The organism is Pseudomonas sp. GW821-FHT09D08, from assembly GCF_059416305.1.
The window spans coordinates 527,615-546,552 of sequence record NZ_JBWKOX010000002.1; the positions used below are offsets into that span (position 1 = coordinate 527,615).

Annotated in this window: 21 protein-coding genes, 1 tRNA gene and 2 pseudogenes; 10 read left to right on the forward strand and 14 right to left on the reverse strand. The window is 61.0% G+C overall.

Annotated elements, in window-relative coordinates; all coding sequences use genetic code 11:
• Positions 1-250: 250 nt before the first annotated feature.
• Together cra and AC07OP_RS05405 are read left to right on the forward strand one after the other, a co-directional pair.
• Positions 251-1,246 (forward strand): catabolite repressor/activator, encoded by a 996-nt coding sequence (gene cra, locus AC07OP_RS05400; protein WP_065924093.1) that lies wholly within the window; start codon positions 251-253, stop codon positions 1,244-1,246.
• Positions 1,247-1,248: 2 nt separating this feature from the next.
• Positions 1,249-2,025 carry a TatD family hydrolase gene (locus AC07OP_RS05405; RefSeq protein ID WP_495101109.1) on the forward strand — a complete coding sequence of 259 codons (777 nt, stop codon included), beginning with the start codon at positions 1,249-1,251 and terminating at the stop codon, positions 2,023-2,025.
• On the opposite strand, the gene AC07OP_RS05410 is transcribed toward AC07OP_RS05405, so the two are convergent.
• From AC07OP_RS05410 to AC07OP_RS05435, 6 genes and pseudogenes are all read right to left on the reverse strand, one after another.
• Positions 1,972-2,403: a hypothetical protein gene (locus tag AC07OP_RS05410; RefSeq protein WP_495101108.1), complete on the reverse strand. Its 432-nt coding sequence runs from the start codon at positions 2,401-2,403 to the stop codon at positions 1,972-1,974. The genes AC07OP_RS05405 and AC07OP_RS05410 overlap by 54 nt on opposite strands.
• A 126-nt stretch (positions 2,404-2,529) precedes the next feature.
• Positions 2,530-3,459, reverse strand: a complete 930-nt coding sequence (locus AC07OP_RS05415; RefSeq protein WP_495109904.1) for a methyl-accepting chemotaxis protein — start codon at positions 3,457-3,459, stop codon at positions 2,530-2,532.
• Positions 3,436-4,527, reverse strand: a pseudogene (locus AC07OP_RS05420) (methyl-accepting chemotaxis protein); the annotation flags it as partial. The gene AC07OP_RS05415 and the pseudogene AC07OP_RS05420, both read right to left, overlap by 24 nt.
• 233 nt (positions 4,528-4,760) lie before the next feature.
• A complete protein-coding gene (ampE, locus tag AC07OP_RS05425; RefSeq protein WP_115486609.1) occupies positions 4,761-5,597 on the reverse strand; it encodes a regulatory signaling modulator protein AmpE in 837 nt (278 codons plus the stop codon).
• On the reverse strand, positions 5,594-6,157 hold the full coding sequence (gene ampD, locus AC07OP_RS05430; protein ID WP_092358802.1) for a 1,6-anhydro-N-acetylmuramyl-L-alanine amidase AmpD: 564 nt from the start codon (positions 6,155-6,157) through the stop codon (positions 5,594-5,596). Before ampD ends, ampE begins: the two co-directional genes overlap by 4 nt.
• Positions 6,158-6,218: 61 nt before the next feature.
• On the reverse strand, positions 6,219-8,369 hold the full coding sequence (locus tag AC07OP_RS05435) for a DUF1631 domain-containing protein (protein WP_495101107.1): 2,151 nt from the start codon (positions 8,367-8,369) through the stop codon (positions 6,219-6,221).
• 244 nt (positions 8,370-8,613) lie between these two features.
• Between AC07OP_RS05435 and nadC the strand changes: the two genes are divergently transcribed.
• On the forward strand, positions 8,614-9,462 hold the full coding sequence (nadC, locus tag AC07OP_RS05440) for a carboxylating nicotinate-nucleotide diphosphorylase (protein WP_027604881.1): 849 nt from the start codon (positions 8,614-8,616) through the stop codon (positions 9,460-9,462).
• A 7-nt stretch (positions 9,463-9,469) separates the two neighbouring features.
• Here the strand turns inward: nadC and AC07OP_RS05445 are convergent.
• The 5 genes and pseudogenes from AC07OP_RS05445 to AC07OP_RS05465 form a co-directional block, all read right to left on the reverse strand.
• Positions 9,470-9,559, reverse strand: a pseudogene (locus AC07OP_RS05445) (outer membrane lipoprotein carrier protein LolA); the annotation flags it as partial.
• Positions 9,560-9,580: 21 nt separating this feature from the next.
• Positions 9,581-9,886, reverse strand: coding sequence for a DUF6388 family protein (locus AC07OP_RS05450; protein WP_027604882.1), 306 nt, complete (start codon positions 9,884-9,886; stop codon positions 9,581-9,583).
• A 151-nt stretch (positions 9,887-10,037) separates the two neighbouring features.
• Positions 10,038-10,110, reverse strand: a tRNA-Thr gene (locus tag AC07OP_RS05455).
• 48 nt (positions 10,111-10,158) lie between these two features.
• Positions 10,159-11,559: an O-antigen ligase family protein gene (locus tag AC07OP_RS05460; protein WP_495101106.1), complete on the reverse strand. Its 1,401-nt coding sequence runs from the start codon at positions 11,557-11,559 to the stop codon at positions 10,159-10,161.
• Positions 11,560-11,594: 35 nt separating this feature from the next.
• On the reverse strand, positions 11,595-12,005 hold the full coding sequence (locus AC07OP_RS05465) for a pilin (protein WP_495101179.1): 411 nt from the start codon (positions 12,003-12,005) through the stop codon (positions 11,595-11,597).
• A gap of 202 nt (positions 12,006-12,207) precedes the next feature.
• On the opposite strand from AC07OP_RS05465, the gene AC07OP_RS05470 reads away from it, so the two are divergent.
• From AC07OP_RS05470 to yacG, 4 genes are read left to right on the forward strand one after another with little or no spacing between them, the layout of a single operon-like run.
• Positions 12,208-13,416: a type II secretion system F family protein gene (locus AC07OP_RS05470; protein WP_495101105.1), complete on the forward strand. Its 1,209-nt coding sequence runs from the start codon at positions 12,208-12,210 to the stop codon at positions 13,414-13,416.
• On the forward strand, positions 13,413-14,279 hold the full coding sequence (locus AC07OP_RS05475; protein WP_495101104.1) for a prepilin peptidase: 867 nt from the start codon (positions 13,413-13,415) through the stop codon (positions 14,277-14,279). Before AC07OP_RS05470 ends, AC07OP_RS05475 begins: the two co-directional genes overlap by 4 nt.
• Positions 14,276-14,899, forward strand: a complete 624-nt coding sequence (gene coaE / locus AC07OP_RS05480) for a dephospho-CoA kinase (RefSeq protein ID WP_027604887.1) — start codon at positions 14,276-14,278, stop codon at positions 14,897-14,899. Before AC07OP_RS05475 ends, coaE begins: the two co-directional genes overlap by 4 nt.
• Positions 14,896-15,096, forward strand: coding sequence for a DNA gyrase inhibitor YacG (gene yacG, locus AC07OP_RS05485; RefSeq protein ID WP_027604888.1), 201 nt, complete (start codon positions 14,896-14,898; stop codon positions 15,094-15,096). Before coaE ends, yacG begins: the two co-directional genes overlap by 4 nt.
• On the opposite strand, the gene AC07OP_RS05490 is transcribed toward yacG, so the two are convergent.
• The 3 genes from AC07OP_RS05490 to AC07OP_RS05500 all read right to left on the reverse strand — a co-directional run bounded on the left by AC07OP_RS05490 (position 15,093) and on the right by AC07OP_RS05500 (position 16,537).
• On the reverse strand, positions 15,093-15,308 hold the full coding sequence (locus AC07OP_RS05490; protein ID WP_003171680.1) for a hypothetical protein: 216 nt from the start codon (positions 15,306-15,308) through the stop codon (positions 15,093-15,095). The genes yacG and AC07OP_RS05490 overlap by 4 nt on opposite strands.
• A 75-nt stretch (positions 15,309-15,383) precedes the next feature.
• On the reverse strand, positions 15,384-16,073 hold the full coding sequence (locus AC07OP_RS05495; RefSeq protein ID WP_115486603.1) for an energy-coupling factor ABC transporter permease: 690 nt from the start codon (positions 16,071-16,073) through the stop codon (positions 15,384-15,386).
• On the reverse strand, positions 16,070-16,537 hold the full coding sequence (locus AC07OP_RS05500) for an FAD/FMN-containing dehydrogenase (RefSeq protein WP_495101103.1): 468 nt from the start codon (positions 16,535-16,537) through the stop codon (positions 16,070-16,072). The genes AC07OP_RS05495 and AC07OP_RS05500 overlap by 4 nt, the downstream gene beginning before the upstream one ends.
• Positions 16,538-16,642: 105 nt before the next feature.
• Here AC07OP_RS05500 and AC07OP_RS05505 point away from each other — a divergent pair, with 105 nt between their 5' ends.
• From AC07OP_RS05505 to AC07OP_RS05515, 3 genes are read left to right on the forward strand one after another with little or no spacing between them, the layout of a single operon-like run.
• Positions 16,643-17,272, forward strand: coding sequence for a DUF1780 domain-containing protein (locus AC07OP_RS05505; RefSeq protein ID WP_027604891.1), 630 nt, complete (start codon positions 16,643-16,645; stop codon positions 17,270-17,272).
• Positions 17,273-17,326: 54 nt separating this feature from the next.
• Positions 17,327-17,500, forward strand: coding sequence for a DUF3094 family protein (locus AC07OP_RS05510; protein ID WP_016976295.1), 174 nt, complete (start codon positions 17,327-17,329; stop codon positions 17,498-17,500).
• Positions 17,501-17,560: 60 nt separating this feature from the next.
• Entirely contained in the window at positions 17,561-18,859 is a 1,299-nt protein-coding gene (locus AC07OP_RS05515; RefSeq protein ID WP_495101102.1) for an NAD(P)/FAD-dependent oxidoreductase, read from the forward strand.
• Positions 18,860-18,938: the final 79 nt, after the last annotated feature.

Below are 18,938 nucleotides of genomic sequence, written 5' to 3' on the forward strand. Positions count from 1 at the left end.
GAATAAAACAGTGTAATGGTGTTCCGGGACAGCTGACCGAGTAGTCAATTGGCAGTAGGCACTCAGTGGCTAACGTCGTAAAAATACGCTGGCTGAAACGTTTAATCTAGAATTTATGGCAGGTTACGCGTTAATTGCGCATCCTTGAAGGACCACTCGGCACTTGAGCTGAGACATTAGTCGTGTGCAGGAATCGGTTACGATTGGACAAAATGTCGGGGCGAGCTCCAAAAAACAAGGAAATCCCGGTTTGAAACTCAGTGATATCGCACGTCTGGCCGGTGTGTCCGTGACCACCGCCAGCTATGTCATCAATGGCAAAGCCGCACAGCAACGCATCAGCAGCGCGACCGTCGAGCGCGTGCGTGCCGTGGTTGAAGCCCATGGCTTTACGCCCAACCCCCAGGCCGCCGGGCTGCGCAGCCGGCATACCCGTACCCTGGGGTTCATCCTCCCGGATCTGGAAAACCCCAGTTACGCACGTATCGCCAAGCTGCTGGAGCAAGGTGCACGGGCCCGCGGCTATCAGTTGCTGATCGCCAGCTCAGACGATGAAGCCGAGAGCGAGCGCCAACTGCTGCAACTGTTCCGCGCCCGCCGTTGCGACGCGCTGTTCGTCGCCAGTTGCCTGCCGGCCAGCGACGACAGTTACCGCGAGCTGCAAGCCAAGGGTTTGCCGGTGATTGCCATCGACCGGGTGATGGGGGCGGACCAGTTCTGCTCGGTGGTCAGCGACGACCGCCAGGCCTGCCAGCAATTGACCAGCAGCTTGCTGCAACCGCTGCCCAAGCAGATCGTGCTGATTGGCGCGCGGCCCGAGCTGAGCATCAGCCAGGAGCGTGCGGCCGGTTTCCGTGAAGCGCTCGACGGTTTCACCGGCGAGGTCATCGTCGAACACGGCGAAGCCTTCAGCCGCGACTGTGGCCGACAGCTGATGGAGCAACTTCTGCATCAACTGGGGCACTTGCCTGACGCCTTGGTGACCACGTCCTACGTGCTGCTGCAAGGTGTGTTCGACGCATTGCATGACTTCCCGCTCAAGTCACGCCCGCTGCGCCTGGGCACGTTTGGTGACACCCAGTTGCTGGACTTCCTGCCGCTGCCGGTCAACGCCATGGCCCAGCAACATCAGCTGATTGCCGACACCGCCCTGCGCCTGGCCCTGGCCGCCATTGAAGAAGAACAATACCAACCGGGCGTGCACGCCATCGGCCGGACCTTCAAGCAGCGTATCCACGAGGCCTGAGCGTGGAGCTGATCGACACCCACACCCACCTGGACTTCCCGGACTTCGACAGCGATCGCCGGGAAGTCCTCGCCCACAGCCGTGAGTTGGGCGTGCGGCGCATGGTGGTGCTGGGGGTGTATCAGCAGAATTGGCAGCGGCTGTGGGATCTGGTGCAGGCGGATGCCGGTTTGTTCGCGGCCTTTGGCCTTCACCCGGTGTACCTCGATGAGCACAAGCCCGCCGACCTGACGGAGTTGGGCGACTGGTTGACCCGCCTGCACGGCCATCGACAGCTCTGCGCGGTAGGTGAGATCGGCCTGGATTACTTTCTCGAACAGCTGGATCGCGAAAGCCAGCAAGGCCTGTTCGAAGCCCAGCTCAAACTGGCGGTGGACTTCCAACTGCCGGCGCTGCTCCACGTACGTCGCAGCCACGCGGCCGTGATCGCCACGCTCAAGCGCATCCGCCTGCCACGGGGCGGCATCATCCACGCGTTTGCCGGCAGCCGGGAAGAAGCCCATGAATACATCAAGCTCGGGTTCAAGCTCGGCCTGGGCGGCGCAGCCACATGGCCCCAGGCCCTGCGCATGCATAAGGTGCTGGCACAGCTGCCGCTGAACGCGGTCGTACTGGAAACCGACGCCCCCGACATGGCGCCGGCCATGTACCCGGGCCAGCGCAACAGCCCGGAGCACCTGCCGGCGATCTGCACCGCCCTGGCCGAGCGTATGGGCACCAGCCCCCTAGCGCTGGCCGAGGCGAGCACACGCAATGCGTGCGAGCTGTTCAATTGGTAATACCGGGGTCACCGCTTGCAGGTTCAAGGTCATTCGCTGCCGATGACGGACATAGCGCAGCACCAGGAAGTGCACCAGCAGCACCATCAATGACACGTTGAGCTGCCCGACCACACTGATCAGGCCAATCCACTCCGTCACCAGCGCCACGATCAGCACCACGCACGTCAGCACGGCCATGCTCGGGCATACCAGCGCCCAATGGTCCAGCGCCTTGAAATGTCGCAACTGCCGGGGGCAGTTCAACTCCAGGACGCGCTGGCAATACGGGCAATCAAAGGGTTCTTCAATGGCGATGGCGTTCAACTGCCAAGGCTTGAGTTCAAACGTGATGTCGCAATGGGCGCAGTGCCCCTTGATGCCGACTGCAGTGGTCATCGTCATGCCTCCCTTGGACCTTGATTGAGTGACACAAATTTTCACTCATTCACCCGCGCATAAAAGGCACTTCAGGAAATCAGGACAGGCACTACACCAACCCAAGACTAATCCTACGCCACCGCCTTACACACGAAAGGCCCCTATCAGTTGTTTCAACTCGATCACCTGTATCGACAGCTGCCGGCTCGCCGCTTCAGTCTGATGCGCGCCTTGGGCAGCATGCTCGCCGGCACGATTGATTTCGACGATATTCTGGTCGATGTCATGGGCAACGGCGGTCTGCTGCTCCACCGCTGCGGCGATCTGCTGATTCTGATCGACGATCATGCCCACGGCACCGAGGATATTTTCCAAGGCTTGCTGGACCTTGTCCGACTGTTCCACGGTGCCGCTGGCCATTTCATGGCTGGTGCCCATGGCCTTCACGGCTGCGGCCACGCCGCTGTGCAGGCGGCTGATCATTTGCTCGATTTCTTCGGTGGAATGCTGGGTCCGCCGGGCCAGGGTTCGCACCTCGTCGGCCACCACGGCAAAGCCGCGTCCCTGCTCACCCGCCCGTGCGGCCTCGATGGCCGCATTGAGTGCCAGCAGGTTGGTCTGCTCGGCGATGCTCTTGATCACCTCCAGGACGCTGCTGATGGACTGGCTGTCGGTGGCCAATTGGTTGATCACCCTTACCGACTGGTCGATCTCCGAGGCCAGCCGCGCAATGCTGCCCTGCTGGGATTGCACCAGGCCGCGGCCATTGACGGTTTCATCGTTGACGCTGTGGGCACTGCTGACCGCCGCTGCGGCACTGCGCGCCACTTCCTGGGCGGTGGAGGACATTTGATTCATGGCCGTCGCCACCTGCTCAATCTGCATGCGCTGGCCAGAGACCGCCTGATTGCTCCGGGCCGAGACCGTTTCCACTTGGCTGGCCTGCAACTCGACCTGGCTGACGGTATGCCCGACGCGCTCGATCAAGTCATGGATTTTCGCCACGGTGCCGTTGAACACTTGGCCCAGGTCGCCCAACTCATCGCGGCTTCGGGCAACAAAGGTAACGGTCATGTCGCCGGCGGCCACCTTGTCCATCATCGCCCCCAGGCGCCGCAACGTAGTGCGCGTAGACGCGTAGAACCCTGCATACAGGTAAAAGATCAGCAAAAACACCGCCGTCAGCGCCGAGACCAGCACCACCATGTGCGTACGGTTCTGCGCCAGGCGCTGCTCCAGCTGCTGCCCGAGGAACGTCAGGGTGGCGTCATCGAGCTGATAGGTGTGCTCCATCAATTGGCTGACGCTGTCATAGAAACCCTGCCAGGGCGCATCAAGGGTTTCGGCCATCACCACCTGTTCTTCGAACAACTCGCTGCCGTGCTTGAGGCTGGCGTTGCTGGTCTTTGCCAGGCTGTCGAGTGCTGCATGCGCGGCGTTGCTGGAGCCCAGGACGTCCTGCAATTTCAAGGCGTATTCGGCCTGGAGCTTTTCCAACTGTTGCAGCAGTTCGTCGAAGCGGGTACTGGAAGATGAGTTGAGAAAACCCTGGCCCAGGGAGTAGGCCCCCATCGCCCGGCCTTCTCCCAAGGTCTGGGTGACCTGCGGGGTGACACTGGTGATCAGCTCGCTGAGTTGGCGCAAGTCACTCTGGGGATCGCGGCTCAAGCCGGACTGGCTGGCAATGATCTGGCTGAGCATCTGGGCCTTGTTGAGCAACTTGCCGATCAACGCACTTTTGCTCTGCAGCGAGCTTTCCTGTTGCTGGGCCTGGAAGGCGGTGATCAGTTCGTCACGCTTACCTTCAAAGGCGGCGACTTGCTCAGGTTCGGCAGCCATCGGGGTGAGGCCTTGCAGACGGGCGAGCACGCTCTGCTCCAAGGCGCTGATCTTGCCCTCAAGGTCAGCGGCCTTGCCGGACTGGCCAAGTATTGCGTTGATCTGCACCTGGTTATTGAGGGTTTCCAGGTCACGGCGCAGGACCAGGCTGCTGCCGAGCAAATCCAGGCTTTGCAGCTCGACACGGGTGCCCTGGAATTCGCGCCAGGAATCACGCACCAGGTAATAGTTGGTAGCCAGCATCGGTAGCAGGAACAGCACACTGATCAGGCTGAACTTCATGCCGAAGCTAAGACGGTTCATCAGCGCGACGGCGGGATAGAGCAAGCTCTTCACAGGTGACCTCCCTTTTCTTTGTTTTATTTTTATTCGGGCGCAGGGCGGCGGCAGAAAGCCACTATTTGGCGCTCTGTCTGTATAGCTCAATTTGAAAGGGAGTTTTGTAACGTAAAGTTAACGGACGAAGATTGCAGCGGGCTGCTGCGCAGCCCGGCGCGGGCGGTGCGACGATTCGACAAGCCCGCTTATCACAGGAGTCAGGGCAACACGGTCCAAATGGCAAAACCGGCATACCACAGCACCGCCGCACGCAGCAGCAGTTCCCACAGGTGATCCAGGCTATTGATGCCTTCGGCACCCAGGGCCGGAGGGGGGATTTCAGCGGCGACCAGGCCGACTTTTTCCACCAGTTGCGCGGCGCTGATGTCCCAGCTCAACAACTCGTGAAGCATGACACGGCTGACCGCGACGAAGTTGCCCACCAGGGCAAAACTGGCCGCCAGCAGGCGCACCGGCAGCCAGTCGAACGCGTGACGCAATTGCCCGGCGCGCTCGGCCACCAGAGGGTTCTGGCTGTGCTCACTGGCAAGCGCCAGCAGCCGATAGGCCAGCGCGGCGACCGGCCCCAACAGGAAGTACCAGAAAATCACGGCGAAAAAACTCTGGTAGGCCTGCCACAACAGATGGCCCTGGACGCGCTCCAGCAGTTGCTCGCCGCTGTCGGCGCCCAGCTTCAGGTCGCGCTCGGCCACATGTTCGGCCGCCTGCAGGTCACCACGGCGCCAGGCATCGCGAAATGGCCCCAGCCCAGCCAATAGATCGCCACGGCCCAAGCTGTAGATCACCACCAGCAAGTGCACCGGCAGCGCCAACAAACCATAGGCCACCGGTTCCAGCACCAGCAGCAACAACGCCAGCAACGCCACCGGCAGCAACACCAGCAGGACCAGAATCAGCCACGGCTGCTTGCCCATGCGCGGGCTCGACTCCAACTTGGCCAATTCGCGCAACCAGCCGCCATCACGCTGCAACCGCTGGCGCAGGGCCGAGAACTTCTCGATCCACACGGCCAGCACCAACACCAGAAAACTCATCGTGCGTGTCCTCCATCCTGCAGGGCGCTGCGAAAGCGCACCCAATCAAAAGCGGGGCCGGGATCGGTCTTGCGCCCCGGAGCGATATCGCTATGGCCGCAGATACGCTGCGGCGTAATACCTGGATAGGCTGCCAGCAACTGCCGTGTCAGGTCGATCAGCGACACATACTGGGGGTTGGTGAACGGCAAATCATCCGTACCTTCAAGCTCTATGCCCAGGGAAAAGTCATTGCACGTCTCACGCCCTTCGAAACACGAGACCCCGGCATGCCAGGCCCGGTCTATGCAGGACACAAACTGCGTCACCGTGCCATCGCGCTCAATCAGAAAATGCGCAGACACCCGTAGGTCGGCAATCCCTTCAAAGTAGGGATGTTCCGTGACGTCCAGGCGATTCTGGAAAAACTCCTGCACTTTGCCGGTAGCGAACTGCGCGGGTGGCAGGCTGATGTTATGCACCACCAACAGTGAGATTTCGCCTGCCGGGCGCTCGTTGAAGTTGGGTGAAGGGCAATGGCGAATGCCCTGGCACCAGCCGCTGGCGGGGTCCAACTGCATACAGGATCCTTGAACGTGACTAAGTGTGACCAGTATGCCGCGTTCGACCCCGTGGTTGCGATCACTTGCCGCGATTGAGTTGACGCAGCTTGCCCACCACCGCCGCCAGCGCCCGCTCGAACAGCGGCTCATCGTCGAGGTTATGCAGCGCGCCACGCTTGAATGCCATCGCCAGTTGGCCGGCACTCTTCTCCAGGACCTTGAGCCCGGTACGGCCGACGAAAATATAGGTGTTGGCCGGCGCCATGATCGCCGTCAGCTTGCACCGCAGGGTGCCTGCCGGGCCCTGCTGGAACACGACCCAGTCACCGACGCGCAATTGGTGCACCTTGGCCAGGTCCGGATCATCCTCCGGCAGGCCCTCGAGGGGATCGAGCGGCAGTACGCTGAACACAAAGGGTTCACGCACTTCGAGCCATCCATCGCCACCCTCGGGCGGCCGGACATGCAGGGTCTGCAAGCGCACAAAAAAATCACGGGTGCTGAAGGGGTCGAATGCAGCACTGGTCAACCCGTCGCGCAGTGCCTTGAGCAACCCGGGCAACTGCTCCAGCAAGTGCACCCCGGCTTCAGTGTCTGCCGGCAGGCTGACACTCCAGATTAGCTCATCCATGGTGCGCAGCCCTGCTTGCCATTGCACCGACTGCTCGCCGTGCTTGAGGCTGGCCAGCAACAGCACCTGGCTCCAGGCCTGTTGCAGGAACTGCACCACCGCCTGCGGCAAAACCTTGCCCAGCATCCGTCGATTCAGTACCTCGGCCACCCGTGCCCGCGCCGCTTCTGTACGCACGCGCCCTTCTTCAGCATGGCGGGTGTGCTGTTCAAGCAATTCGCTGCGACGACGCTCATCGGCAGTGAACGCAGTGAATTCAGTCAGCAATTGGGAAAAAATCGCCGGGTCTTCAACAAACTCATTGAGTAAACGCTGAACCACCTGCTCTATGCGCAGGTACAGGCTGTCTCGCTGGAAGTCATCGACCGGGCTCCAGCCCATGGCGGTGGTAGCGATTTCATTCAACAGGCGCCGAGCCGGATGACCGGGGCGACTGAAAAAGCTCTTGTCCAGCACCGCCACTTTCAGCATCGGGATCTGCAGGCGGCCGATCAAGGCCTTGAAGGCGTCCGGCACTGCGCGGTCATTGAGGATGAATTCGAACAGCAGGGCGATCAGGTTGATCACATCTTCATCCGCATCCTCCACCACCCGCGACTTGCCACTCTTGACGCTGACACGGGTGAGCAACTGCTCGAGCTGGTTACACAGGTCGAAATCATCCTCGGCTTCCGGCTCCGGGACGTACTGCTGCAAGTGGGATAACAGCCGCAGCAGATCGCGGGTGGCGATGGGCTGGGGTTCGGCACTGGCTTCAAGGGTAGGCGACACGCTACCACGCACGACGGTCAACAACGCCTGCAAGGCGCTGAAGGCTTGCTGGCCATTTTCGTCGATGGGCTGGTCGGTGCTCGGCAATACCTCTTCACGCTGATGATCACGGGCGGCACGGCCACAGGGACGACGGGATGGCGCAGCCTTGAGTTCCGGCAACACGCCGGTCGCGACCAGCAGTTGATTGGCTTCACCGTACAGCTGGTCAGCATCACTGAGGACGTATTTTTCAAACAGCTTGAGCATGATCAGCTTGACGCGGATCTCCACACCCAGGCTACGCCCGGCACGCAGGAAAAACTCGCACAACAGCGCCGGGCCCAGGGGGTTTTCACGGTCGTCCAGACGATTGCCGAGCAAGGCACTCAAGCGTGCCGTGAGTTGCGCCAGCGCCAGGCCGTCGCGGTGGCGCACCCGGCCCAGCATGGCCTCAAGCGCGACGGCTTTTTCCAGGTCATCCTTGGACGTGCCTGAGGCCGCGTCATAGGACACCACCGGCACCAACTGAAGTTCACCACGGCCCGCCAGCCCCAGGTTGCCAAAGGCTTCGAACAGCCGCTCCATGAACACGCGCTCGAAATTCTTGCGCTTGAGGCGCAGGTCGCGCATGGCCTCAAAGAAGATATGGTGGTCCACGTTGCTGCGGGCCTTGTCGGCCATTTCGAACAAGGTGTCGTCGGCGTTATCGAACAGTTCCTGTAAACCCTGCTGCAACTGCTGCGCCGCCTTGTCGCGAACCTGCAGCAGCACCACCGGCAGGCGCGCGAGCGGCGATGGCGTGGCTTGTGCCTTGTTGATTGGCACCACCTTTCCGTCATTGTGCATCCTGGCCTCCTGAAACGGCGGTAAAGCGTTGGGGAAAGATCGGGTACAGGCCCAATAAGGCTGTGGATAACCGGTTATCACCAGGACGTCAAAGCTATGACGCCAATTGCAAGGCGCGAGATTATCTTGCAAATGAGTGCCGTTGCGCCAGCAAACTCTGACATTGCGCTGTAAATGAGTGGTGAGCCTGGGTTCAAACGCACGCTGCCCCTATAATCGGGACACTTTGTTTGTGGAGCCTGTTATGCCGAACCTCCGTCTTGCCGACCTCACCGCTGAAATCGAAGCCAACGTGCGCCGCGCGCTCCTGGAAGACATCGGCAGCGGCGACATCACCGCACAGTTGATCCCGGCCGAACGGCTGGCCACGGCCACCATCATTACCCGCGACGCCGCAGTCATCGCCGGCACTGCTTGGGTGGATGCCGTATTCCGCCAACTGGACCCACGGGTCGCCGTGCACTGGCAGGTGGCCGACGGCGAACGCGTCAGCCCCAACCAGGCACTGTTCCACCTGGAGGGGCCGGCGCGTTCGCTGCTCAGTGGCGAGCGCTCTGCCCTGAACTTCCTGCAGTTACTCTCCGGGGTCGCCACACGCGCCCGGTTCCTGGCGGATTTTGTCGCCAGCACCCAGGTCAAGCTGCTGGACACTCGAAAAACCCTGCCCGGCCTGCGCCTCGCGCAGAAATACGCGGTGACCTGCGGTGGCTGCCACAACCACCGTATCGGTTTGTATGATGCGTTCCTGATCAAGGAAAACCACATCGCTGCCAGCGGCGGGATTGCCCAAGCCATCAGCGCCGCCCACAAGATCGCACCCGGCAAGCCGGTGGAAATCGAAGTGGAGAGCCTGGACGAACTGCGCGAAGCGCTGGCGGCGGGCGCCGACATCGTCATGCTTGATGAGTTGAGCCTGGAAGATATGCGTGAAGCCGTGCGCCTGAATGGCGGCAAGGCCAAGCTGGAAGCCAGCGGCGGGATCAATGAAAGCACCCTGCTGCCTATCGCGGAGACGGGGGTGGACTACATTTCCATTGGTGCGATGACCAAGGATGTGAAGGCGGTGGATTTGTCGATGCGCCTCAGTATCTGAGCACCTTAACTGTAGGAGCGAGCTTGCTCGCGAAAAACCTGAGAACGCCGCAGGGAACCAGGCAGCCCGCGTCATCGTTAGCGATTTTCGCGAGCAAGCTCGCTCCTACAAGCTGCTTTTAAACGACCAGGTCGTTCATCTCGCAGTATTCTTCCCATTCGACACCCAGCACCTCGGCCGCCTCTTTGTGCAAGGCCAGCCGTGCCGCTTCGAACTCTTCCGGCGTCGAGGTGTACTTGAGGGTCAGTTCCCAAGGCTGGAAGCCCTGGCTCTCGGCCTCGTCCTCAAACGCCCACTGGATCTGGTCGCGCTGATCATCGGCGCTCAGGTCCTTGATCTCTTCTTTGAGCTGCGGCGATTCCTCAAGGTATTTTTCGAGGGCTGCTTGATGCCGAACTTCCTGGGTCATTTCAGTCGTGGTCATGTCGTTCTCTTAGATCGAGGAATGGGGATGCATCTGGGTCATCAAGGTTTGCGCAGATACAAAAGAGCCGGCACACGTGCCAACTCGTCTGGCCTTCAGAACCATTCTGGGATCATCTGAAAACATTGCCTTTGAAGCAGTATTGCCTTTTTGCCCGAGACAGGAATCGAACCTGCGACCTTCGCGTTACGAGTGCGCTGCTCTACCAACTGAGCTACACGGGCGGTGGGCTAAAGCTAGCACCGCATCGGGCGTCCGGCAACTTGCGCCCTTCAACGGGCAATGACCCCCTGAGCCCAAAAGCGTGGTTGCAGGTGACGACCTTCATCGCCAAGGTACTGTTTTTGGGCTTGCTGGAGGTGAGGCACATCGCGCACCGCGATAAACACCAACAGACCAATGGCCAACACAGCCAAGGCTTTCCATAGCCTGCGGGCCAACGGCAGCGCAGCGCTTGCTGGCGTGCGCAGCTCATGCAGCGCCATCAGCCAGCCCACCACCAGCGCCAACCAGACCTGGGAGTTGGGCATCACTATCACGCCATCGACCATGGACTGCACCAGCGCCCCCACCAACGCCGCGAACAGGCACAAGCGCAGCAGGTCAACCCGCGCGGCGGACAGCGCTCGCTCGCGCAGCACAGCCAACGCGGCCCAGCCGCCTCGCCATGCCAACACCGCCACGCACAGCGCCGAGGGCACACCCCATTCGCTGGCCCATTGCAGAATCGCCTGATGGGGATGAGCGGCAATCCTGTTGGCTATATCGGCAAAATGCATCGGCCCAAAACCAAGCCACGGGCGCTCGATGAGCATGTACCACGCCTGCCACCAGATCGGACCCCGTCCCGACAGCGAGGTGGTGAGGCGATCTCCGGCATCATTGGTGAGCGCAATCCCCAGGTAATCCGACAGTCCCGTGAATACCAGCCAATACAGCCACAGCCCAATCAACGCTGCGGCCGACTGCCATCCCAGCCAGCGACGCCCCCAGGGCCCAAGCAGCGCCAACATCACGCCCGCCACGCCCATGCCAAGCCAGGTACCCCGCGTACCGCCGCTGATTGCGATCATCCACCAGACACACAGCAACGCAAACACCATCCCCCGCAAGGCGCGGGAGACATTGGGTATCAGTAAAGGCAGCGCCAGCAATGGCAAGGTAAATGTCTGAAACTGTCCGTAGAAACGCTTGTTGGAAAAGCCCGACAGCAACCCGCCAGGGTCCAGTACGCGCTCGCCACTGACGAGCAGCAACGTACCGGCATACAGATACTGAACCGACTTGATCAGGCACAGCAACACCACAACCAGGATCAGCACGCGATCCAAAGGCTCGCCGCCGTGACGACGAACCAGGGCAAAGGCGACGGCAATCGCCGCGCAGCTGACAAACAGCGCCACTTCGGTAAGCGCCCACAGCGGCTGATGGGCCAGCGTCGACGACAGCACGCCCAGCCCCACAACCAGCGCCACGCCCCAGGCAGTGGGCCTGTCTACCCAAGGTTCAATGGAAGTAACCGATACCCCATACAGCACCGCGCAAAACCCGATGGCAATTTGCATGACACGCTGTAGATCATGCCCGCCGAACGGCGCACAAATCCCGACACTCAACAGGCACACCGCTGCTACCAGGAAAACACCGCCTCGCTGCTGTACGGATAACACCATCGGCCACCTCTACTTCCCTGTGGATGGTTTAGCAGTTACGCGCCGTCGGTGCCGCAGCCCTTGCCGGCATATTTCGCTTCAGCGGTCGTCGCGCACTTCCAGCCGGTGGCGCTGCGGACCAGGGTGATGGTCTTGCCCAGCACCGGTGCCGGTGCGTCGAGTATTTCGCAACTGATGGAGCCCGCCCCCGTGGCCACATCGCCTGCCACCTCGATCCTGCAGTTGGCCGTAGGACTGGTGCCGCCGATCAAGGCCACGGTGGGTACGGTGCCCTGGTTGATGGTGTCTTCGTAACCGGCCTTCAACGCGGCAATTTCAGCCAGGCCGGCAGTGAACTTGGCCTTGGCCTGGTGGGTGGTGTACATGGGCAGGCCGATGGTGGCCAAAATGCCGATGATTGCCACGACGATCAACAACTCGATCAAGGTAAAGCCTTTCTGACGTATCACATTCACTCTCCCGAATAGAACTCATGACAAGGCGCGTCCTGCACCCCGTTTTTGCAACGGCGCCAGTGTACTCACCCGCAAGCGGCCAATCGCGCTCAAGACGCACATTCTGACATTTTTATCCCGCACCATCGGCATGCCCGAATCCGTCACCTGACTAAGCTATAAATCTTCGACAGCCTGTATGCGGAACCGCGACATGGACAACGCTTCAACGATTTACGCCTGGGAAGGTATCAACCGTAAAGGGCGCAGGGTGTCCGGGCAAACCAAGGGGCACAACGCGGCCCTGGTCAAGGCACAACTGCGCCAGCAAGGGATCAGCCCCGGTCGTGTGCGCAAGCAATCCCTGCTGCTGCCAAACCTCACCCCATCAGTCAAAGCGGCTGATATCACGCTGTTCACGCGCCAACTGGCTACGCTGCTGAAGGCTGGAGTTCCACTCCTGCAAGCCTTCAACATCATCAGCGAAGGCGTCGACAATCGCGCTGTGCGTGAACAGGTGATGGGGCTTAAACAAGCGATCGCCGCCGGCAGCAGCCTGGCTGAGGCATTACGCAAACAACCGCGTCATTTCGATGAGCTGTACTGCAACCTGGTGGCCGCCGGCGAACAGGCTGGGGCGCTTGAGACACTGCTGGAGAGGGTGGCGATCCACCGGGAAAAGAGTGAGCAGCTCAAGGCCAAGATCAAAAAGGCCATGACCTACCCCATTGCTGTCCTGGTGGTTGCCAGCCTGGTCACCGGCATACTGCTGGTCCACGTGGTGCCGCAGTTCCAGGCCTTGTTCGCCGGAGTCGACGGCAAACTGCCGGCATTTACCTTGCACGTGATCGCCCTGTCGGCGTTCATGCAGCACGCATGGTGGATGCTGGTATTGGGCATCGTCGCGGGAGCCGCTGCGCTGCGCCAGGCCTATCGGACCTCGTCGGGGTTTCGCTGCTGGCTGGACACCGGTTTGTTGAAAGCGCCCCTGGCAGGCAAACTGCTGACAAAATCCGCCGTGGCCCGCTACGCCCGCACGCTCTCCACGACCTTTGCCGCCGGTGTTCCACTGGTACAGGCATTGGACTCAGTCGCCGGCGCCGTGGGAAACGGCCCGTTCAAACAGGCAATCGAACATATGCGTCACGATGTATCCAACGGCATGCAACTGAATCAATCCATGGTCAACAGCGGCCTGTTTCCCGGCATGGCGATCCAACTGACAGTGATCGGCGAAGAGTCGGGCACCCTGGAACACATGCTGGAAAAGGTCGCCAGCCACTATGAGGCTGACGTGGACAACCTGGTCGACAACCTCACCAGCCTGATGGAACCGTTGATCATGGTGGTGCTGGGGGGCATTGTCGGCGCGCTGGTCATCGCCATGTACTTGCCGGTCTTCCAACTGGGGAGTGCATTTTGAGCCTGCTGCTGAACGAGCACCCATTGGCCTTTGTCACCATCGCGCTGGTACTGGGGCTGATCGTCGGCAGTTTCCTCAACGTGCTGGTCTGGCGCCTGCCAAAAATGCTCGAACGGGAATGGCGTGCCCAGGCCCATGAAGTGCTCGGCTTGCCTGCCGAACCTGGCGGGCCGACCTACAACCTGATGCACCCCAACTCATGCTGCCCACACTGTGACCATCCCATCCGGCCGTGGGAAAATATTCCACTGCTCAGCTACCTGATGCTCAGGGGGCGCTGCGCCCATTGCCAGGGAGCCATCAGCCCTCGCTACCCTTTCACGGAACTCGCCTGCGGGTTGATCTCGGCCTGGGTCGCCTGGCATTTCGGCTTTGGATGGCAGGCCGCAACGGTGCTGGTGTTGAGTTGGGGATTGCTGGCAATGAGCCTGATCGACGCAGACCACCAGTTGCTCCCGGATGTGCTGGTGCTGCCATTGCTGTGGCTGGGCCTGATCGTCAACAGTTTTGGATTACTGACGACATTACCCGACGCACTATGGGGCACCGTGATCGGCTACATGAGCCTGTGGAGCGTGTTCTGGCTGTTCAAGCTGGTCACCGGCAAAGACGGCATGGGCCATGGTGATTTCAAGTTACTGGCCTTGCTCGGCGCCTGGGGCGGCTGGCAGATATTGCCGATGACACTGTTGATGTCGTCGCTGGTGGGGGTGTTTGTCGGGTTGATCCTGATGCGCCTGCGCAAGACCCTGGCGTCCACGCCGATGCCGTTTGGTCCGTATCTGGCAATTGCCGGCTGGATTGCATTGCTCTGGGGTGGTCAAATAACCGACTTCTATTTGCAGTCTGTCGGTTTCAGATGACCACTCCTGTTGCAACACCTTGGATTCTTGGCCTCACCGGTGGCATCGGCAGCGGTAAAAGTGCGGCAGCCCAGCACTTTATCGACCTGGGCATTGACCTGGTGGACGCCGATCACGCCGCGCGCTGGGTGGTCGAACCCGGCCGGCCGGCGCTGGCCCGCATCGCCGAGCATTTTGGTGCCGGCGTATTGCAGCCTGACGGCCAGTTGGACCGCGCCGCGTTGCGCAAGCTGATCTTTGAGGTGCCCGAAGAGCGCCGCTGGCTGGAAGCCTTGCTGCACCCGTTGATTGGCGAGGAGATTCGCAGTCACCTGGCTCGCGCCCGCTCGCCTTACGCGATCCTGGTGTCCCCGCTGCTGATCGAATCCGGCCAGTACAGCATGACCCAGCGCATCCTGGTGATCGACGTGCCGCAATCGCTGCAGATTCAGCGTACCCTGCAGCGCGACGGCATCAGCGAACAACAGGTTCAGGCAATTCTCAAGGCACAGTCCAGCCGTGAAGACCGCCTGAACCATGCCGATGACGTGCTGGTCAATGACCAGGACCTCGCCTGGCTGCACAGCGAGGTCGAGCGACTGCACCACTTTTACCTTACTTTGCGTGGAGGCCGATCATGAGCCAACCCTTGACCGTCGACTGCCCAACCTGCGGTGCACCCGTGGAATGGAATGCAGCCAACCCCAACCGGCCGTTCTGCTCGGACCGTTGCAAGCTCATCGACCTGGGCGCATGGGCCGCCGAGGAACACAAGATCCCCGTGGCGCCGGATGCCGAAGACGAGCTGTTTTCCGAAGACCTGCCGCCGCGCCACTAAGGCCGCATAAAGGCGTATTCCTGCTGGTCGTCGAGGTTTTCTGCGAGGTATTGCAGCTCGTCGGCCAGGTCTTCGAAACTGCGTACGCCCTTGCTCTGCTGCACCACCGCGCTGAGCATCGCGCGCAGGGTCAAGCCCGGGTCGAAACCGATTTCCTGTGCCGCATCCTGGCTCCTGCGCAACTCCTGCCGTGCCCACTCGTACACACTCATGATTCGTGCTCCCGCCTTGCCTAGGAAAACTTCGCAGAGCATGGGCCTGCTCGGCTGCGCGGGATTTGATCTGGGTCAACGCTGCGATTCGTCATCCTTCCAGGGCGCCGAGAGGTAGCGTGTGCGGTTGAATGTCTCCAGCCATTCCGGACAAAACACCACCAGGGCGCTGATCACCATGCCGTTGATAAAGGCTTCGGGGAAGATGATCAGCCACAGGTAGCCAACGAAATCCTCCAGCCATTCCGGCATGGCAAAACGACCGTCGAACCACAACAATCCCAACCCCAGCAGCAGGCAAACCAAGGCCGACAGTGCGGCAGCAAAAAAGCCGGAGCAGAAGATATACACGAAGGGATTGCGTGGCTGCGCTCGCTCGACCACAAGCGCACAACCCTCGGTGACCAGCACCGGCAGCACGATCAGCAGCAGGCCGTTGATGCCAAGGGCTGCCAAATCCTGGCGCCCAAGCAGCATCAACCCGATCTGGGCGGCAAAACCACCGACGATGGCCAAGGGCCAATCCAGCAGCAGGGTTACGGCGGTCATACCGATAAAGTGGTAGGACACACCAGTATCGAAATCCCGTCTTACCAGCCACAACATGAACAGTGCGAACACCGTACCGAACAGCAAATGCTGGCGCCGCCGGTCGGCAAACAACTCGACCCAGGGCGAACGCAGGATCGCCCACAGCAGTACCGGTGCATACAACAGCCAGCCGATGCCGAGGGTTGTGGGCGCCAGCACTGCGGCACTGATCACGGCTTCACCTGCTCCAGGGCCTGGCGCAGTTCGACAGCCGTGCCGTATTCATGTTGAGAAACCAACTTACCGTTATCCAACTGCAGCCACAGCACTTTATCCGCCGCCGCGGGATAACGCGGGGCGATACGCGCGTCACGGTCCAGCATGACGCGGTAGTTGTAGGATTGCATGGCCGGCACCGCGAACAATTTGGCGATCAGTCGGGGCATGCGCTGGATGTCAGCGACGAACACGGCATGCCGCGCGTCGAGGTAGCCTTCAGGTTGACCTTGCAGCGCCGCATCTACCAGCTTGGCCGCGTCCATGCTGCGCGCCACCAACAGAATCCGTGCCTGGTTATCGAGGGTATAGGCTTGGTCGAATTGATCGAGCAAGGTCCAGGGAGCGAGGCGTTCGCCCACTTCAACAGCCTGTGCCCATACCGGCAAAAGACTCAGCAACAGCACCACCAGACACTTCACTGCACGCTCCTCATACGGGGGGAATTACGCTTGAAAGGCCAGTCTACACCCTGGCTTTTGCGGCGGGACTTCCTGCGGTCATCATTTGGACGCTAAGCTGCAGGCATGGATGACTCAGATTACTTGCGCCTGCTCACCGTAGCGGCCGAACAAGCCAATGCGTTCCTGTCCAATGCCCGCAAATGGGAGCGTGAGCGTTGGGTCTGCCAGCGCCTGTTGCAAGGCTTGAATGTGCCCTATCGCGCCGAAGAGTTTCACCCCGCCGGGCAAGAACCGCCCGATGTGTTGTTTCGCGATGCCAGTTTCGAGGTGTTTTTCGTACTCGATGAAGGGCGCCGCCTGAACGACGAATGGCGTGACGAACTGTTGCGTCGACGCAGTGCATTCTCCCTGAGCCAGCTGGTGCGGCGCGAAGCCAAGCCGCGGCGCATCCCCGCCCATGAATTCCTGCTGCGCCTGGCGCCCACATTGCGCAAGAAGGCCCACAACTACAAAGAGCGTGGGATGGACCTGGGCGAATTGGATATCGTCGCGTTCACCAGCCTCAAGCGCGAAGTGCTCGACCTCAACAGCCACTTTCCCCCACCCACCGAATACTTGCGCCAGGGCTGGCGCTCGCTGTCGCTGGTGGGACCGACGTTTGCCCGGGTGCTGTTCGCCCACCCGGACGCGCCGGATTTCTTGCGCAACAACCTGGGGCGCAGCATAGTGTTCGATGTGGGCATCAGCCTCTGATCCCCCCATTGTAACGTGGCGCCCTTTTGCAACGTCTACCTGACGAGGCCTTATATGACCAGCCGCCTGAACCCCGACGACCAACAGCATGTCGAAGAGTACCTGCAACTCTCCCAGAACCGAGTCGAGCGCAAGCCTTTCCGGCCGTGGCTGCTCCTTGGTGTGGTGCTGGTGGTGGTGATCGGGCTCGGCCTGCTGAGCCGCCTTTTGAGTTACCTGACGCTATGAGCTGCCTGGCGCTCGCGGGGGTAACTGCTCCGATTTCCTTTAGCCTTGCGAGATACCCCCATGATCCATCGTATTATTATCGTCGGCGGCGGCGCCGGCGGCCTGGAGTTGGCTACCCGCCTGGGTAAGACTCTGGGCAAGCGCGGCACCGCCAGCATCACGCTGGTGGACGCCAACCTCACCCATATCTGGAAGCCTTTGCTGCACGAAGTCGCTGCCGGCTCACTGAACTCTTCGGAAGACGAACTCAATTACGTCGCCCAGGCCAAATGGAACCACTTCGAGTTCCAACTGGGGCGCATGAGCGGGCTCGACCGCGAACAGAAGAAAATCCAGCTGGCCGCCACCCTCGACGAAGAAGGCCGCGAACTGGTGCCCGCGCGCGTGCTGGGCTATGACAGCCTGGTGATTGCGGTGGGCAGCACCACCAATGATTTCGGCACCGAGGGCGCGGCGCAGCACTGCCTGTTCCTCGATACCCGCAAGCAGGCCGAGCGTTTCCACCAACAGCTGCTCAACCACTATCTGCGCGCCCACGCCGGGCAGACCGATGTGGTGGAAAAGATCAGCGTCGCCATCGTCGGTGCGGGTGCAACGGGCGTCGAGCTGGCCGCAGAGCTGCATAACGCGGCCCACGAGCTGGCGGCGTACGGCCTGGACCGCATCAAGCCGGAAAACATGCACATCACCCTGATCGAAGCCGGCCCTCGTGTACTGCCTGCCTTGCCGGAGCGGATTGGCGGGCCTGTGCATAAAACCCTGGAAAAGCTCGGGGTGACGGTGCTGACCAACTCAGCGGTCAGCGAAGTGACTGCCGACGCATTGATCACCAGCAGTGGCCAGGTGATTCCTGCCAGCCTCAAGGTGTGGGCCGCCGGGATTCGGGCCCCGGCTTTCCTCAAGGACATCGATGGCCTGGAAACCAATCGCATCAATCAACTGCAAGTGCTGCCGACGCTGCAAACCACCCGCGATGAAAGCATCTTCGCCTTTGGCGACTGCGCCGCGTGCCCGCAACCGGGCAACGACCGCAATGTGCCGCCACGGGCCCAGGCCGCGCACCAACAGGCCTCGTTGCTGGCCAAGTCATTGAAACTGCGTATCGAGGGCAAGGACCTGCCGGCGTACAAGTACACCGACTATGGGTCGCTGATCTCGCTGTCGCGGTTCTCGGCGGTGGGTAACCTGATGGGCAACCTGACCGGCAGCGTGATGCTGGAAGGCTGGCTGGCGCGGATGTTCTATGTGTCGCTGTACCGCATGCACCAGATGGCGCTGTATGGCTTCTTCCGCACGGCGATGCTGATGCTGGGCAGCAAGATCGGACGCGGGACTGAACCGCGCCTGAAGCTTCACTAACAACAGAGTCCCTTGCGGGACTGGCCAATGTGGGGGGCTTGCGCCCTCCCACATTGGTTGTGTGTTGGACTTGAGATAA